Origin of the sequence: Halovenus marina (assembly GCF_051414115.1) — an archaeon.
In the GTDB taxonomy this organism is placed as follows: Archaea; Halobacteriota; Halobacteria; order Halobacteriales; family Haloarculaceae; genus Halovenus; species Halovenus marina.
The window spans coordinates 2301523-2316955 of sequence record NZ_JBLKNZ010000001.1 but is presented as its reverse complement, the minus strand read 5'-3'; the positions used below and the strand labels follow the sequence as shown (position 1 = coordinate 2316955).

Sequence of the window (15433 nt, the reverse complement as noted above, 5' to 3'; positions counted from 1 at the left end):
CTATATAGATAGTATGGGTTTGGATTTTGTGAATCGGCATGTTGCCAAGATATTGTTGGCGGTGGAGGACGGTGATTCAATCAACCGTATCTCCGAGAAAATTGATTCTTCCTACAGTTACACCTATGAATGGGTGAATCGTTTGGAGGAAGCCGGTGTCTTGGAAAGAGAAGATGGAGTCCAAGTTGTCGATGAGGCGTTTGTCGATTCTTTTGAACAGGTTGCCCGAACCGTTTTGAAGCGGGACTTGGATTTGTCCGAGGCGTACCTGTTACCGAACTTTGCAGGAATGCAGTACCGGTACTCGAAGACGGACGCCGTATACATCTGGACGAAGGGAGGCTACCAGATCGGCCGTAACAAGAGTGATTATCCGATATTTATCGATGTCTACGAAGACGACGTTGAACAGTGGGAAGAGTTCTTCCAAAGCTTCGGTATCAACACCGGTATCGGTGAACGAAGGAACGCAGAAGGAATCCACTTCGTGTTATATCCGCAGAGCGAGATGAAGATCGACCGGGTGGAGAGTGCGTCAGTAACTCCGTTGAATGAGACGGTGGACTGGGCCGAAGAGTACAAGGCAAACTTCCAGCCCGCATTAGAAATGTTGGATGAAATGTACGAGTTAAACCTCGGTGTAGAGTACAGGGAACGGAACGTGATGTAGCAGAGATGAGCGGATTTATCGATAGAGAAAACCAGATTTTCGAGGTACTGCAGCGTTTCCAAGATGAAGGACTTGATTTTGTAGTTGTCGGCGGCTACGGTGTCTCCGCATACCAACACCGGTTCTCTGTTGACGCCGACCTCGTAATCAAGCAAAAAGACGTAGAGGAGTTCACAACTGTACTGGAGGAACAAGGATTTGAGAAAGAATCCGAGAAAGACCTTGTCTACAGCGGCCGGTACCTGGCCTACGTTAAAAACACTGAGCTCCCTGTTACAATCGATTTACTTGTAGACGAATTCCAGTGCCGACAAACCGACGCCTCATGGAACTACCGGTATTTCCAGAAACACTCAGAGCAAAAAGAGATAGAAGGCTCCGAAAAAACAGTGCAAGTCCAGGTACCTACAAAGGAATTGCTGACAGCAGTCAAACTTCACAGTGGCCGCCTCACCGACGCAAGAGACGCCGTCGCATTAATTGAGAACACGGATCTAAGAGAAGTAGAGAAACACATTCAACGAGGAAACCAAGAAAAACTCAGAGACATCCTGGAAAACATCCAACAAACCATATCAGACAGTCAATTCGAAGACTCATTCAAAGGCGTATTCTCACAGCAAAACCTGCCCGAAAACCAGATACAGAAACTCCAACAATTCATACAACAACAGACAGGATAACAATCAAAAGACCATCGAGTCCTCTACGATCTTTGCCGAGGTCTGCATACTTGGAGTAAAGCACAGGGACAGTGCGTATACACAGCAGTCCATCAAGGAAATAAGTTCCAGGGTCTAACTCGTAGAAAGGGATTTCTTGCAGCGTAGAGTCGTCTCTGGCTGAGTATCCGAGTTCACGTATATTTTTGTTTTCCAAAAAATTGGGTGTTCTTTTTGCACGGGGGTTGGTTGGATATATAAGTAGTGCTATTTACCAACCGGTTGGTTAAGTATTTAAGTGTTGGAGATTACCACTGTACTATGGGGTTGCTTGAGACGCCTGACCGGAAACGCGGGTTCAATAAGGAGCGGATTATCCGTGCCTTGTTGAATCATTCAGGCGAAGACCTAACCAAATACAAATTGGCTCAACGTGCCGATGCTTCTGATTCCTGGACACGACAGTACATCAACCAACTTGAAGATAAGGGCTTGATCGAAAACACCGTTGTCACCAATCCCAGCAAACTGTACCAAGAGTGGTTGGATATGCGGATTCAACCGAATCATCTGGATATATCACTTCAACAGCCGATGGAGTTATTGGATGAAACCGGCTTGGAATATGTTTTGACGACGTATGAAGCGGAAAATCTGCATCAAGGCCTTCTGTTCACTTCGACAACGGATTTCTACGTCCGTCCCGGACAGATTGATGACTGGCTGGAGGTTGTCCAGGAAAAAGCATTACTGGGAGGCGGAAACACCCGGATACGGGTGCTTGACGACCACGTCTTCTACAATCAACAAGTCGTAGATGGTTTTAGTACGGTCTCGATCCCGCAACTGATTCTCGACTTACTGGATGAAGGCGGGCCATGCAGTGAAGCCGCAGCAAAACTTATCGACTCGTTTCACGGTGAACAGTAATGGTGAGACAGTACTACGTCCCGCAGATAACCGAACTCTCCGAACAGGAGTTACAGTCAATCTGCACCGCAGCAGAACCCCCGGTCTGTCTGCTCGGAGGATGGGCAGTCCATCTCCACGTAAACCCTGGGTTTCAAGCCGAGCATGGACGCCAGTATATCGGTTCCCGAGACATTGATATCGGTGTCCACGTTGACCCGGATTGGAGGCCTGACGGGTTTCTTGAAAAGCCGGTCGGCAACTCACTGACACGGATTCAGGAGCGAGGCTATACGGAAAGCCGATTCGGATTCGTTCAGAACTTCCGCCGGGACACACAGGAGAGAATCAGCGAGGAAGAAGCCCGTGAATATGATATGCACGAGATATTCCAAGTCTATGTTGACGTCATCCCGGATACAGACCAGTTAGACGCGTTCGAGGACGTATTCGGATTCAGGCCGCCATCCGAACCACTACTGAAGCCTGTGTTTGAACAGGACAGAGGCCAGCCTCTTTCAGAGCATGTTTCGTGGCAGGTGCCAAGCGATGTGCAGATTGTTCCACCGGAGCTACTTGCAGCGATGAAAATCCGCTCACTTCCTGACAGAGATAAAAGCCACAAACGAGTGAAAGATATCGCCGACCTTCATTCACTGCTCTGGTACGTCAAAGACTACCGCGAAATGAAGTCCGAAGCCACAGCCCATACCTCAGAAACCGACTTGGAACGTCTGAAAGAGGCAGTCGACCAAAATGTGTTCCAAAACGCCGCACAACTACTACAGATCGAACCCGAACTAATCACAGACTCAATTCAGCAACTATACCAATAAAAACAGGGAGGAATTTAGCCAACGAATCCATCCGTGTCCTGGAAATAATGGGATTTAATTAAGCGGATCAAATGTCTTCACAGGTACTATAACTGGTTTGGAACTAGTGGGATTGAGGTATCACTGTAACGCTGAATTATTTATATATCGGGATTTGAAAGACGACTAATGGTTGGCTTGGCCGGTATAGACGGTTGGACACTGGCAGCGGGTTTCGTAGTTGTATTTTCTGCACTGCTAGCTTTTGTTTCGCTTATATTGCCGAAGTTTAGGTCTTTTCTCGAAAGAAATCCTTGGCTCATGGTTCGAAGAGGCTCTCTTAGGCTTAAGATGATCGGAAAGGAAATTAAAAATAATAGCTGGAGCTTTTTCCTAAAGAACCTTTATCTGGCTCGTAAAGAATCACTCTGGACATACTGGAGCTTTCCTTGGGCACTCTTACTGGGATTCGGCATAGTGTTTGCACTGGCTATCCTAGACCTCCCATCAACGAATTCATTCAGCAACAATCTGATTGAGACCGGTTGGCAGGCCCAGCTGACGATTACAAGTCTAAGCTTTATTGTTTTGATTTTCCTCTTAGACCAGATATACCGAAGTAGATATCAAGAAGGTGTTGTCCAGAAGTTTTTAGCAGCCTCTCGTGTGATGCCGGTTCTCTACTTCTCACTATTTTCGTCAGGAATTGTCGCTTACTTGTATTTCTACCAGTCACCGAAAGCCATTCATCCTCTCTTGATCGATGTTACTTTCTTCGTATTCCTTGGAACAGTCGTCACCATAGGATACGTGTACTACAGGGTTGCTAAGCTGGTTTTCGACGACCCGCTCGACGAGTTTACACTCGATTTGGTTAAGAGAGGACTTGACTTCCAGCTGCGGGACAAAAGGAGGGAAAGAATTTCAAATGGGTATCTTGAAGACGGATTGCCGGAAGTTGCCACGACAGGGTTGAATAGAGAAGGACGTGTTTTTTCAGCACGGGATCTGGGTTTGGATGGTTACGTTTCAGATATTGATCTTAATGCTTTGAGGCGGGCCTGTCGTGAAGAAAAGAGACGGTTGGGGAGTAATGGAGAGAATATTTTAAACTTGAATTTGGGTCTCGGAGACGAGTTAAGTCCTGAAATGGACGTAGTCTCGGTCGACGTTGATAGAATCGACCCGTTGGAGGTTTCGGATGAGTTCGGTGAGAGAGTATCCGATGCAATCTATTGTAGTTCTGACCCGCCGTGGAAGACCGGTGAAAAAATGATTAACAACAATATGGATCAGATCGATGACTCTAGCCGGGCGGCGATCAGAAGATCAAATTCTTCTGGATTAAGGACTTTCCTCGGATTGTATACTGAGCTTCTTGAGTATGCCACAGAGTTGAATCGGCAGATTGTCACGGTTGAACCTGATGCTTCAGCAGGGATAACAGATGGAGGTCAAGACTCCGTTCACTGGGCTGCTTCCAATTTCAGAGGTACTCCTTCTCCAATCCGTTTAATGGTGAGAAGGGTTCGTAGGAAGTTTTACCATATCTTTGAAGCAGCGGCTGACACCGGGAACTTCGACTTAATTACCGCGGTCGGATCTGAAATATACGGTGTTTGCATTAGTTTTCACCGTCAAGGCGAAGTCAACCTGTTTGACGATTTTATCGGATTGTATGGCGGTTTTTACCGTGCTCTTGCATCGAGTAGCGAAGAAAACGAGGAAGCGGTTCACGACCATCTTTCATCTCTACAGGATCTTCAAACACAATTAGTTGCGTCCCTCGACCGAGCCCATTCTGAAGAGGATGTTGAAACCGCTATCACAGACCTTGATAGCTATTATGATGTTCTTGAAAAGACTTTCCGGCACACGATAGAACAGGCGGATGCGGAGTCATTCAACAAGTTGTGGAAGCTCGGGGAAGACGCTTTCATAACTGTAAACCCGGAACGTAAGATCTTTGAACTGGAAAGACAGCTTGAGAACGCCGATACCGAGGAAGAACGGAACCGGTATAAAAAAGAGTTAGAGGTAAGGGAACAAAAGCAGCAGACAGTAGAAGATCTTCAAGACAGGTTTCGGGAGATGCGATTTATTTCTGCCGCAGCTGCCTATCAGGCAATGTTGAATGAGGATCTCTCTGAGGAGGTGTTCCAGGAGATGTTTGAGGAATCAATCCGTCAGGAGTATTCGAGCTTCCAGAAGCTATCTTCTGTCTATTTCGGGATGGTTCAGGACGTTCGTCTTGACTTGTTGCAGTGGGAATTCGACGACATAGATATTTTTAGAGGTGCTCGAATGAGTCAACCTGCGGTTTATACTTGGTTGCAGGAGTTTTTCTGTGCGATGGGCCTGCTGTATTTAGATCCGGATAAGTACGATGTTGATGATCTGGACGAAGATAAGAACCCTCTGTCAAATATCGAGATAGATAGAACCAGTTATCCTGATCTTACCGAAGAGATTGAGTCCGTTTCTAGAGAGGATTTGGAAAAGCTGGATATCTCGCAGATGACACTGGAGAGGTTGGAGGAGAAGAAAAAGGTGTTCTTGGCTCTCCACCGTCAGATGGAGGAGATTATTGAGAGAAGAGAAGAGGATTACATCATCGAATCTGATTTAGACCCACAGAAGGTTTCTAACTTCAAACAGAGCTATGTTGAAGGTTTTGAAGATAAGTTTTCTCTTAGGAATGTCTTCGATGATCTGGGATGGTTTGAATCCCTCGACTATGACGGCGATGTGGAAGGGTTTGGTTTCAATACGTTCTATCCGAAGGGTGCGTTCATTTCTGATCCCCCCGCGGAATTCCTCCACAATCTGGATCGAGAGACGCAAAACCATGTCCGTTCTATTGTAGAGCGTTGGATAGAGAACACGGGAGAACATCTTACGGAGGTTCGAGTAGAGTCGCAAGATCAACTTGTTCAGAGGTTGAGAGAGACCTGTTCGGAGTTATCTGAGCAAGGGAAAGAACCAAAAGCGATAGTTGTCTCTGGGTTTAGAACTTCCAATACTCTAACCCATAGTGAATACTTTGACGAAGACTTCAGTAGGTACGAAGACGATTTCGGAGGTTTCGACTTCGGTGGTTCCAATCTTGTCCCTGCTTATCGTGATTCCGGACATGATTTCGATGTTTTCGTTTTGGCTGGAGAAAACCAGCCTGTGGAGATTAAGGAATATCAGCGTGAGAACCAGCCAGTCTACGTTGATATAGAGAAAGTCACTCGTGAGATGCTGGAGGAAGAAGATCCTGAAGAGTTTGAACAAATGAGCGAAGAGGATATCAGAGACCGTCTGCAGTCCGTGTGGCTGCAGATTATGTATTACTCAGAGATTGATGTCTCAGATCACTTTGGGGCTATAGTTACGGTGGAAGACTGACATCAAAATCCTGTTTCCTAAAGAATAGCTATTTATGACTAAGTGAGGTTTATAATACATGTAATGGGAAGTGCATCGTCTAGATCCTCTGGTGCAAGCGGTATGGGGTATGAAGATGCGAAGAAAGGGATGAACCAGGCACTGGAGTCAGATAAGACGAAGGCAGCGGTTGATATCGCTGTAACCGGTGCCCTTGCGGTACAGCCGAATGGCCCGGCTAAAGTCCCTGCGTATAACTGTCTGAAACACACGAACACATTACTCCAGACTACGCAGGAAGATGGGATTGAGAACGGCATTCAGGAGACGAGCAAGGATGTTGCAAAGTCCCAGATTGCTAGTCAGGCGGCTGGTGGGGTAGTCGATTCTTCGCAGCAGGCGGTCACCATGGCCGCGGAAAACGATACAGTAAGTAAAGGGATTGAAGAGGCGAATAAGAATTTCAACACGCCCTCGGAACAAGCTGCGAAAGATACTCTTGGAGCGGTTTTTTCAAATGGGGCGGATGCCATGATGAGTGAGGGATCAAGTGACGATGAGTGAGGACGGATTCTTAAACGAAGATAAGGCGGAGCAGAATGTTCAGGACTTTATCGAGGAACATGGTACAGAAGGCGTATTTGTCGTATACTTTCGCCAGTTCATTTTCCGGTTTATTATGCAGGAACTGAAATCAGAAGATGAGGAGGTTGATGATATCGGGACTCAGCTTCATCTGGATGTTACTGAGGGGGATGAAGTCCTGAAAATGAAGCGGGAGCAGATGCTTCAAAGGTGTGAGGACTGGGCGAGAGACCTCGTTGATGACCTGAAGGAGGATGAAGTCGTCGCTGAAGTGATCGAGTCAGGAGATGTTGAACGTCTTGATGATGAAGATGTAGAAGAATGTGTTGAGGAGGCTATAGACGGGAAGTTTGAGGAGTGGGAAAATCAACTGGAAAAGTTCCTTGAAGAGATAGAATGAAACATCAGAAATTCTTTATATACCGTCATCCAGAGTTTCGTAGAAGGACTGGCCGGGATATTCAAGAGTACGATAAGACTGATTTCGACGATATTATTGCGGTGATTCCGTACCAGAGTTCGAGGTTCCCACAGGGGCACGATTACAGTCGAAGAAGGCCTTCTGAAGATTGGGATTACATTAAGTATGATCACTCGATAACCCAGGACTCATTCTCTGGAGAAGTTCCGGATGTTGTACTGGATATCCTGGAAATTGCTACTGCTACTTTTGCCGCAGACAAGGCTGTTAATCGAGAGATGTACATCGATGAGGATGATCTTGACGACAGTCTTCTTGAAACCCGGAATATCAAGCTTCAGATACCTGTTCTCTCACCTCGGTTAGCGACTGAAGAAGTGGAGCAACTCTATTCAGATATGGTTTCTCACATGACTCACGATCTCGTAGAATACGAGTTCCATTATACAGAGCCTGTCTCTTCGGTTGGATCGGTTTCGACTCTGAGCAGTATAGATGCGGTCAGCCTTCTTTCCGATGGATTGGATAGTGCTGCAGGGATATTCTATAATAGGTCAGAAAGTATCGATTCTGTTCATACTACTGTGGACTACGGGCAAGGGGTCAAGTCAAAGTCTGAGAAAATTGCGGATAAAGCCGGTATTGACCACCGGGCTTATCGGATAAATTCAGATAGGAGTCGAGAATATACGCAGTTTTCTCGTGGCTTGTTACATTTGAGCTTCGCGGTTGCTGAAGCTCTAGCCGTAGGAACGGATAACATACGCTGTTTCGAGAATGGGATTATGGCACGGTTCTTGATCCTCTCGGATGGCTGGATGACGACTCGTACAGTCTCCCCGCCGTTCCTTGCATACTTTAATGAGATACTCTCAACCGTTCTGGAACAACCGTTAGAAGTTGAAAACCCGTTCCGAGATCTGACTAAGACAGAGATTACAGAGATGGTTCCTGATACGGAGGTAGTCAAGCAGACTGTTTCTTGTCCTCATTCGAGATGGGCCAAGGGGAATAACTGCGGATTGTGTGTCCCTTGTCTGATCCGAAATATTGGGATTATCGCGAGTAGCCATGAGATCTCCTTCGATGAGCTTTCAGAGTATAATGCGTTGTTGGAGGCGGACTTTGAGAAGCAGTCTCTTGATTTCGATGTTTCGGAACAGGGATTGAATCCGTCTGCGAGCAGTCCCGAAGTGTTCTTCAAAGGTATTGCTGAGATTGCATTCTTCTGTAGGCGGGTTCTGGAAGACAACCCTCAGCAATTAGCCAACGAGTATTCAGAGCTATTGGATAAGTCAATATATAAACAGCACCATCGCTTTGCTGAGAACTTTGTTGATGCACTTGGAGAGGTAGCACACGAGAACCCGACTATCCGAACTCTACTCCCAGACAGCTAATTGATCTTATCCAAAACCTGGTTTCGGAATATTTCGAATTTTTGTTCTAGCTCTTCTACCTGGTTTTCGAGGTCGTGGACTTTTTCTACCAGTTCTTTGTGGCTCAGGTCTTCGTATTGGTCTAATTCTTCTTGTTCTATGCTTTTGAGGTACTGTTCTCCTTTCTCAGTCAGGTCTGCTTGTTTGGGGTGTTGGAAGACTCGTTTCTGTCCGTCAATTACTCGCTCTACTGTGCCCTCCGGTTTAGACACGTTCAGGAGACCAAGTTCTTCCAATTTTTTGAAGCCGTAGGCGACGTGGTGGTTTTCGAGCAGGGTTTCCTGGGTGATTTTTTGGACGTCGTCGTTCCCCTGTTGTATCTGTTGGAGTATGAGTTGTTCTTGGTCACGGAGTTGTTCTCCGGTGTTTCTATAACTGGGTTATGGCACATAGTTTGGTAAGGTAGTTTACTGTAATTCCGTTTTCCATCTGGTGATTCGGAGCCTCAGCGAATCCGGATGTGAAACAGGGGTGTATTGGCTATGAACCACCCCGTGTTTCGTAAAAACTCTCTTTTATCGATATTCAGTAAAATAGGATCGACGAGGACTTCGGCAAAGTGCTTTTTACGGATAAGCATCTGGTTATAGACAGGTATGACTATTATTCGGAGAATTCTAAATTGGATCACAGACGTGGTTAGTAGAGATGAAAAAATAAGAGAGGAGCTAGATGATGGTGGTTCCGTCGTTATTGAACAGAGCGGTGAAGTGGATGTAAAGCCACCTAGTAATTCGAGTTATTTTGCTAGGAGTTCCCGCCGTAGTAGTTACAGTAGTAAGTCGGAGGGTGAGTTGGCTAGTCGTGCGGTTGAGAATCACCATGTTTTTTCCGACGTGGTTGATGATCCGTCTTTGGTTGGTGCAGATTCTGAGGTGGAGGCTGTGGCGAAGGTCGCCGTAAATAATCCGGGCTGGGCTTCTTTTGTTGATTTTGAGGCTGATCTGGGTGTTGATCCGGGTGAGGTTGATGCTGCGGCTGGAGATGCGGACGCTCATGCTGGTGAGTCTAAGCATGGTTGTACTGGTGGATCTGCTCCGGATTATGGTGATGGTGCTTCTGAAGATGTGGCGACGGTGTCTGAGAGTGGTTATACTCCTTCAGGTCCGGAGGCCCACTCTGATTTAGGAAGTGACGGCGGCGGCACAGATACCGGTGTTTCCGGCGGTAATAGTGTGGCTGGCGATGGTGGTTCTGGCAGTAGTGGTGGAGGTGGTAACAGTGTCTAGGGATACGAAGGCCCGCGTGCAGGAGTTGTTGGATGAGATTGGTGCTGATGTCGATTTACAGGATTCTAGTGTTTCGCTGGAGGAGCAGCCGGTAACGCATTCTGAGTCCGCTAAGGATTTCGTTGATGTGTCGAGTACGGAAATCTCTGTAATTAAAGAATTTGAGCCGGGGGAGGACACGGCGGGCGACATTACGAACGAGTATTTGTTGGAGGACGGTAGTCGTGTGTCGGTGACCGTGAAGAAACGTCCTCGTTGCCCTAGCTGTAGTTATATTCCTACTGAGGACGGTGAGCCGGTGCATTTGACAGGTACTTGTACTGAGTGCGGGACTAAGGTGTGTCCGTCGTGTCGGAATGAGTGTGAGGCGTGTGGCACGATTTTGTGTAGTAGTTGTACGATGGGGCATGGTGTGAAGGATGAGACTTATTGTCCGATTTGCCGCCAAGATGTTCAGGAAGAGGTTGAGCACAGCCGGGAGTTGGAGAGCCGTGAGCAGATGCATCGTGAACGTATGGATATGGTTGAGGCTGGTTTGGAGGAGAGGAAGCAGCGTGCTGAGTTAGAGGAGAAGGAGAAGCAGGCAAGTCATGAAAGAGAGTTGGATCGTGTTGATAAAAAGTTGGAGGTTAGGCGTCAGGAGCACGAAGAGAAAATGGATAAGCTTGAGACTGAGTTGGAGAAGTGGAAGAAGGAGAGGGAGTTTGAGCAGAAACGGGTTAATGATGAGCACAGCAGGCTTATGGATGAGTTTGAGGCCGAGTTACAGGAGTGGAAGGCTAAGTCGGAGCATAGCCGCCAGTTGGATAAGGATAAGCACAGTGAGGAGATGGATCGGATTGATAAGATGATTGCTTTGGCAAGGATGATTAATGAGTCTGATAGCACGGAGAGTATTAGAGATAGGTTAACTCCTGGGGATAATTCTTTCAATCAGTTTGAAGATTACGGCGGTAATTTCAAGGAGTTAGATTTCGATGATTCGAGTAAGTGAGTTATAATGAATCCAGAAGACGTTGACTTGGAGGATTTAATCGAGTCGAGTGATTCTTCAGCTGATGATTTGAATGTTTCCAGCAAGTCTGAGTTAGCTGATAAAGTTATCTCTCTGGGAAGTGTTAAGCTGGATGATGAGGGCCGTATGCTGATCTCTTGTGTAGGCGGTTCTCCTGCTAGAGGCCGCGGTAATTATATCTGCGGTATTTTTCCGTTGCCTGACCCTAATGGCGATGGTTTTAAACAGGTTTGTACTGGGCCTACGATGAGGTATTCTGATGGTAAGGTTTATTCTGGTGACATCGCTTTTTCTTCTTGTCCGTATAATCCTGGTCGTTTGAATGATGATACTGGTTCTGATGATTCAGATGGCGGTGGTTTGTTTGGTGATTAGGTGTTGAGTTATGGATTTGGTTCGTCTTGGTGGTTTTCCTGGTTTGGGGCGTTTTTGGTTTTGGGAGAGGGAGTCTGGTATGGCTGTGGATGTTTTAGATGCATCAGGAGGAGATGGTTTTTGGGTTCGTTGTGTGGCTGGTTTTAGATTGGTCTCTCAGAGTGAGGAGGGCCGTGAGTTGTGGACGCGTAATTTGTCGAAGATGAGTCGGTATCTTCGGGATAGTTTTACTGGTTTTCGTTTGTCTGTGGACTTTGCGGATTCTGTTTCCGGCGATATAACTGGTATTGAAGAGGAGGCTGAGGGGTTGGCTGGTAGAAGTGAGGAGTTGTTGAGCCGGAAATCTGAGTTGGAGGCTTCTTTGTCTTCTTTGGAGAGGTCTATGAGTCTGCAAGGTTCTGGAAGCTTGGATGAAGTGGTGGAGGGTCGTTATAAGCGTATTAAACAGGAGTTGGAGGATTTGGATGAAGAGTTGGATCGTGTGGTGAGTAGACTAGAATTTTTGAAGCAGTTGAAGGGTGAGTGGGAGTCGAAGGGTTATGCGGTGTCAGTGTGTTTTTCGGTGTCAAATGGATTTGAGAGAACCACTGAAACGCAATTTAAAAGCGTGGTGAGTCGGCAGTTACAGGATTTAAAAAATCGCTGTGACCGGAGTATCAAACAAAAGCTTCAGGGCGAAAAATTTCGGCTAAAATTCACCGAGTTAGATACCCCGCACCAGTTGTTGCAGCATTTTTACACTCCTTTGGTTCATCCAGAGGAAGATATCGATCATCATGACTTGGCTGGTATGCTAGAACTGTATATGGCATTTGCCGATAAAGACTTAGAAATTGATGGGTTGGTGCGTGAACAGGCGAAGGCTGGAGCTGCTCGTTCTGTGAATGCTGTGTTGCAACATTTAAGAAAGACCGGGAGTGCTGATGTTTCTTCTGTGGAAAATACGGGGCCTTTAATCGGTAATGTTTCGGGTACAGATATGACGTTCGGTGTAGATCTTGCCGAACAGCCTCATTTCTATGTGGTAGGCAGCACTGGTTCAGGAAAAACCTATACAAAACGTGTTTTACTGGAAAACTGTCTTGTAATGGAGTATAACATAGTGTCAATTACTCCGCGTGATTTCCAAGCTGTCTCTGCTTTCCAAAAGTTCGACTCTGAGGGGACTGGCTTAGTCGGTGATTATTATCTGCCGGGTGATGAGTTGCTTTTGGATGAACCGGATAACTTTACTGAGTTTTTCAAGGGGGCTTCTTTTGTCTCGTTGAAGTCTCTATCTCCTGCGGATAGACAAAATTTTGTCCATGACTTGTTTGACAGTGCTGCGGATATAGGTCAAACTGACACTCCTGTGTTCGTGTTCCTGGATGAGGCTCATCTGTTCAGTGACGGGGAGAGTGCGGAGAGTATTCAGGAGGCCGTGCGTGAGACTCGGAAGTTCGGCGTACATATTGTGTTGGTGACCCAGTCTCCCATGGATTTCAACAGGAAGTATAAGCATATCCGGCAAAATACTGTAGGTAACTTCTTTTTACAAGGTGAGTATTGGGATTATGCTCAGAGCTATTTGGAGAACGAGAAGAATATTATCGGTTTGAATCAAGGTGAGGCTTGGTTTACCGGCCGAGGTTTTAGTTCTATTAAGTTGGATATTCGAAAGCCGTTGAGCCGTGTTGAGGAAGTTACACGTAGTACTCTTCAGGAATTAGATTTGCTATATCAATCAGAAAACGTAAATTCGGAGTTATTAACACAACATTCAGATGGTGAAGTATTTGAAAAAGATGGTTCTAACTCTCTTAGTGATGAGCAAAGAGAGGTAGTAGAAGCAATAAAAGACTATATTCGAAGAAAAGACCAACTCCCATCAAAAAATAAAGTTATTGAGTGTTCTCCCTATGGATCAAGTAGGACTAATCGTATTCTGTCAGAACTTCAGGAGGAAAGTGTTTTGAAAACAGAAGAACAAGAACGTTATGGGAACACAGCTACTGTTTTCAGAATTGATCTGTGAAAAGCTATAATGCGGAGTCCTATTCTTGTTTTAATTGATCTAATTCAGAAAAACTCCCTTTAGTTTCTTCGTATTGTAGGATGGTTTTATCGTTATTGTGCTGAGTGTGTCTAACTCCGAGATGCCCATTCTCTTCCAATAACTCAACTGCTTGTTTTAACCCGGTTGCTTCTCCCTGTGTCTTCACAAAATATTCTACTGAGTCTACCTCTGTAGTTCTTTGTTCTTTTGAACCTTTTCTAAGGACTTCTTCATATGGATCAACTCTATTGAGGGTGGCGACAACACTATCTGAGTACCAACTTATTGTTGATGATACTATTGTTGCTTCTTCCTCTAACGCCTCTATTAGAGTTTCCACCAAACCAGAGTCATTTTCCGGCTTAGGAGTAACTCCTTGTGAGAACTCATATTCGTTATCAGGATCAAATTTCTTGTATTCCTCTTCTATATTTACACCTTCAACTCCTACCAAAACGCTACTTTTGAGAGTTTTTTCGGGAAGATCAGCCGGATGTTCTGCGACTGCTAGTAGCGATAATTTATAACTTTCCGGTCTAAGACCTCTCTCGACCAGTTCTCTTTCTGCGGATTCTACTTCTTCGTACAGGCTGTCCTCTATAGACACATCTATATCCAAATAACCATCTTCCAAAAGACGAACCACCTATTACTACTAATAGGTAAGTATTTTTAAATTAATTTTGGTTGATATTGCCATTCAACCGAAATTCGGTTATCGATTAGTAATTACCTATTTATTCACCTTTCTTTCTGTAAAGGTGAACTCATTATTCAAGGCGATACCTACACTTTCGATGATTTAAACGAGTTGTTTGAAACCGCAGAAGAGCTTCCGGATGTTGAGCGTCAGGATGTCTATGCCCGGCATGAGGAAATGGATGAGTGGACGCAGGTTCCGTGGAGGGATAGTCTCTGGACTGACGAGGAGGATCCGGAGATGGCTGGCGAGGTGTCCAGCAGCGACGACTTCTACAACGTGATCCAGTACGGGGATATCTTGGAGGCTGTCGGACAAGGCATGGAGAGCCGTGGAGTGGAGCCCGAAGGCCATGTCACGATTTCGCCTACCCGGCACAAGATGAGTGCCAAGATCGGGTTAGGCGAGGTTGTCGAACCGGTCGAAGGCGACGAGATCGCGTTGCAGCTTCACACGAGAAGCGGTCACTCGGGCTACCACGGTGTGAAGTACGAGCCCGGTGCGGAACGCATGGTGTGCAGCAACGGGATGACCGCATTTGTCGCAGACCACAGTTTTGAGCAGACCCACGGAGAACCGTTCCAGCCCCAGCTTGCGTACCATGCGGTCGACGCCATGATTGACGGAGCCGATGAAGTAGAGAAGCGTTTGGAGGAAGCAAGGGAACGGACACTGCTTAACCAGGACGAGGCACTTCTCATACTCCATGACCTGGGTATCGACCAGTACTTAGAGAACCCGACCTCTGACCTGGTCAACGCACTGCACGAAGAAGTCGACGACCCGGACAACCCGTCTCTCTACGAAACCTACAACGCAGCCACATACGCACTCACCCACTTATCCGTACAGGATACACCGGAGTACGTCCTCGACGACGGATACGAAAAGGCAGCCGAACTCTTGGAGTACGGGGACGGTATTCCGCATCCTGAAATCCTTGGGGAGAACACTGTTCAAAACCGTGCAAGAAGCCTGGTGGAGGCCGACGAGTCTGAAACGGAGGAGTACTGGGACGGCGAGACAGAGACAGTCCGAGACCTAATGGAATACCACGAGATTGAAAACATCGGATAGAACTCTGCCTAGAAAACCAATCTTTGAGAGATCAAATCTCCGGTTTTATATAATTGGATTCCTTGGCCATCTCCAGGAATTTTCTTTTATATCCTCCTGCATCTTCCAATTCTTCTTTATATCTATTGG

The 15433-nt window shown here is 46.3% G+C and carries 15 protein-coding genes; 13 read left to right on the top strand and 2 right to left on the bottom strand.

From position 1 onward, the window contains the following. The first annotated feature begins 13 nt into the window (after positions 1-13). From ACMGFL_RS11855 to ACMGFL_RS11820, 8 genes are all read left to right on the top strand, one after another. Positions 14-670 (top strand): helix-turn-helix domain-containing protein, encoded by a 657-nt coding sequence (locus tag ACMGFL_RS11855; protein WP_436935747.1) that lies wholly within the window; start codon positions 14-16, stop codon positions 668-670. Between the two features lie 5 nt (positions 671-675). Further along, entirely contained in the window at positions 676-1353 is a 678-nt protein-coding gene (locus ACMGFL_RS11850; protein WP_436935746.1) for a nucleotidyltransferase domain-containing protein, read from the top strand. A 300-nt stretch (positions 1354-1653) separates the two neighbouring features. Continuing rightward, entirely contained in the window at positions 1654-2262 is a 609-nt protein-coding gene (locus ACMGFL_RS11845) for a hypothetical protein (RefSeq protein ID WP_436935745.1), read from the top strand. After that, positions 2262-3077 (top strand): nucleotidyl transferase AbiEii/AbiGii toxin family protein, encoded by an 816-nt coding sequence (locus ACMGFL_RS11840; RefSeq protein WP_436935744.1) that lies wholly within the window; start codon positions 2262-2264, stop codon positions 3075-3077. Before ACMGFL_RS11845 ends, ACMGFL_RS11840 begins: the two co-directional genes overlap by 1 nt. Before the next feature lie 168 nt (positions 3078-3245). Continuing rightward, on the top strand, positions 3246-6449 hold the full coding sequence (locus ACMGFL_RS11835) for a hypothetical protein (protein ID WP_436935743.1): 3204 nt from the start codon (positions 3246-3248) through the stop codon (positions 6447-6449). A 102-nt stretch (positions 6450-6551) separates the two neighbouring features. Next, entirely contained in the window at positions 6552-6992 is a 441-nt protein-coding gene (locus ACMGFL_RS11830; protein ID WP_436935742.1) for a hypothetical protein, read from the top strand. Next, positions 6985-7413 carry a hypothetical protein gene (locus ACMGFL_RS11825; protein WP_436935741.1) on the top strand — a complete coding sequence of 143 codons (429 nt, stop codon included), beginning with the start codon at positions 6985-6987 and terminating at the stop codon, positions 7411-7413. The genes ACMGFL_RS11830 and ACMGFL_RS11825 overlap by 8 nt, the downstream gene beginning before the upstream one ends. Next, the gene (locus ACMGFL_RS11820) at positions 7410-8834 is read left to right on the top strand and encodes a 7-cyano-7-deazaguanine synthase (protein ID WP_436935740.1); all 1425 of its coding nucleotides are present in this window, start codon (positions 7410-7412) and stop codon (positions 8832-8834) included. Before ACMGFL_RS11825 ends, ACMGFL_RS11820 begins: the two co-directional genes overlap by 4 nt. Here ACMGFL_RS11820 and ACMGFL_RS11815 read toward each other — a convergent pair. Then, positions 8831-9085, bottom strand: coding sequence for a hypothetical protein (locus tag ACMGFL_RS11815; RefSeq protein ID WP_436935739.1), 255 nt, complete (start codon positions 9083-9085; stop codon positions 8831-8833). The genes ACMGFL_RS11820 and ACMGFL_RS11815 overlap by 4 nt on opposite strands. A gap of 384 nt (positions 9086-9469) precedes the next feature. Between ACMGFL_RS11815 and ACMGFL_RS11810 the strand changes: the two genes are divergently transcribed. Genes ACMGFL_RS11810 through ACMGFL_RS11795 form a run of 4 tightly spaced genes read left to right on the top strand, consistent with a single transcriptional unit; the run spans position 9470 to position 13506 of the window. After that, positions 9470-10102, top strand: a complete 633-nt coding sequence (locus ACMGFL_RS11810) for a hypothetical protein (protein WP_436935738.1) — start codon at positions 9470-9472, stop codon at positions 10100-10102. Then, positions 10059-11096 carry a hypothetical protein gene (locus ACMGFL_RS11805; RefSeq protein ID WP_436935737.1) on the top strand — a complete coding sequence of 346 codons (1038 nt, stop codon included), beginning with the start codon at positions 10059-10061 and terminating at the stop codon, positions 11094-11096. Before ACMGFL_RS11810 ends, ACMGFL_RS11805 begins: the two co-directional genes overlap by 44 nt. 6 nt (positions 11097-11102) lie before the next feature. Next, positions 11103-11492 carry a hypothetical protein gene (locus ACMGFL_RS11800; RefSeq protein WP_436935736.1) on the top strand — a complete coding sequence of 130 codons (390 nt, stop codon included), beginning with the start codon at positions 11103-11105 and terminating at the stop codon, positions 11490-11492. Positions 11493-11502: 10 nt separating this feature from the next. Then, a complete protein-coding gene (locus ACMGFL_RS11795) occupies positions 11503-13506 on the top strand; it encodes a helicase HerA-like domain-containing protein (RefSeq protein WP_436935735.1) in 2004 nt (667 codons plus the stop codon). A 19-nt stretch (positions 13507-13525) separates the two neighbouring features. Here ACMGFL_RS11795 and ACMGFL_RS11790 read toward each other — a convergent pair whose 3' ends face one another. After that, positions 13526-14134, bottom strand: a complete 609-nt coding sequence (locus tag ACMGFL_RS11790; protein WP_436935734.1) for a hypothetical protein — start codon at positions 14132-14134, stop codon at positions 13526-13528. 204 nt (positions 14135-14338) lie between these two features. Between ACMGFL_RS11790 and ACMGFL_RS11785 the strand changes: the two genes are divergently transcribed. Beyond that, positions 14339-15304, top strand: a complete 966-nt coding sequence (locus tag ACMGFL_RS11785; RefSeq protein ID WP_436935733.1) for a DUF932 domain-containing protein — start codon at positions 14339-14341, stop codon at positions 15302-15304. Positions 15305-15433 lie beyond the last annotated feature (129 nt).